This window comes from Erythrobacter rubeus (assembly GCF_014705715.1).
Taxonomy (GTDB): Bacteria; Pseudomonadota; Alphaproteobacteria; order Sphingomonadales; family Sphingomonadaceae; genus Erythrobacter; species Erythrobacter rubeus.
The window spans coordinates 1-1558 of record NZ_JACXLC010000002.1 but is presented as its reverse complement, the minus strand read 5'-3'; the positions used below and the strand labels follow the sequence as shown (position 1 = coordinate 1558).

General features: G+C 60.1%; 1 protein-coding gene. It reads right to left on the bottom strand.

From position 1 onward, the window contains the following. Positions 1-1558, bottom strand: a 1558-nt coding sequence (locus IB285_RS14925; RefSeq protein ID WP_190789161.1) for an Ig-like domain-containing protein, incomplete at both ends; no start/stop codon positions are given.

The following is a 1558-nucleotide window of genomic DNA, read 5'->3' as shown; positions in this document are numbered from 1 at the left end:
TGCATCCGGCGTGTAAGTGAGCGTGTTGTCAGGATTGATGACAACTGTGCCGTTGGGCGCATTGGCCGAGATGACCGTCAACGCATCACCATCGGGATCGCTGTCGTTGGCAAGCACATCGATATTGACGGCCACGTCTTCGTCGGTCGAAGCCGTGTCGTTCGCAGCGGTCGGCGGCGGATTGGTGACCGTCCAAACGAACATCAGATTGGTCACTCCGCCATTGCCATCGTCAGCCGTGATGACCGATGAATAGACGCCGCCATCGAATTGGCTGGCGCTTGAGTTGATTGTGCCGGTGATGAGGCCAGTGACGGAATCGATCGAGAGACCGGCGGGCAGGTTGCTGACTGAATAGGTCAGTGTGTCGCCCTCGACATCGGTGAACAGGGTGGATGCGTCGATAGTAATCGGGTCGCCATCTTGATCAGCCCTGTCAGACAGCGGGGTTGCTTCGGGCGGATCGTTGACTGCCGCGATGTTGATCGTCGCCACGGCGGTGGCAGGCTCGCCATTCGCGTCCTCGATGGTGTAAGTGACTGTCGCGACCCCGTTGAAGTCGGGAGCTGGTGTGAACAGTATTGTGCCGTCCGGATTTACGAGCACATTGCCGTTTGTTGCGGTTGCGCTAGTGATCACGATCGGTGTCGTTGGGTCGCCGTCCGGGTCGACATCGTTCGCCAGCACGTCGAGGATTTGCGGTGTGTCTTCAGTGCCGGTGAAGCTGTCATTCACGGCGGTGGGGGGCTGGTTGTTGATCGTCCAGGTAAAAGTGGCCGACGTAACGCCGCCATTGCCATCATCGGCGGTGACCGTGACGGTATAGATGCCATCACTGCCGGGGCCGCCGGTTGAGGCTGTTGCGGTGGTCGTGCCTGAAACCGTACCAGTCGCCGGATCGAAGGTTAGTCCATCAGGCAGGCCGGTGATGTTATACGTGATCGTGTCGCCTTCGGGATCTGAGAATGCTGCGCCGAGCGGCACGTTGGTCGACTCGTTATTGCCGTCTGTCAGATCAGGCAGGCCAACCGTCACCGGTGCATCGTTAACTGCAGAAACAGCGACGGTGACGGACGCCGTCGATGTGCCGCCTTCGCCATCGCTGATCTGGTAGATGATCGTATCGCTGCCGTTGAAGTCCGCATCCGGCGTGTAGGTGAGCGTGCCGTCGGCCTCGATCACCACCGTGCCATTGGGAGCCGAAGCAGAGATGACCGTCAACGCATCGCCATCGGGATCGTTGTCGTTGGCAAGCACATCGATATTGACCGGAACATCTTCGTCGGTCGAAGCCGTGTCGTTCGCAGCGGTCGGCGCAGGGTTGTCGATCGTCCAGAAGAAGGTCGAGCTTACTGTGCCGCCATTGCCGTCATCGGCCGTGACCGTGACCTGATAAACGCCGTTGCCGGCCAGACCGCCCTGCGATGCGGACGGATCGATCGTACCGGTGATGTTGCCCGCCGCATCGATGCTCAGACCCGTAGGCAACCCAGTCGCCGAGAAGGTCAGCGCATCGCCATCCAAGTCGTCGAAATTGCCCGAAGCGTCGAGCGCGACC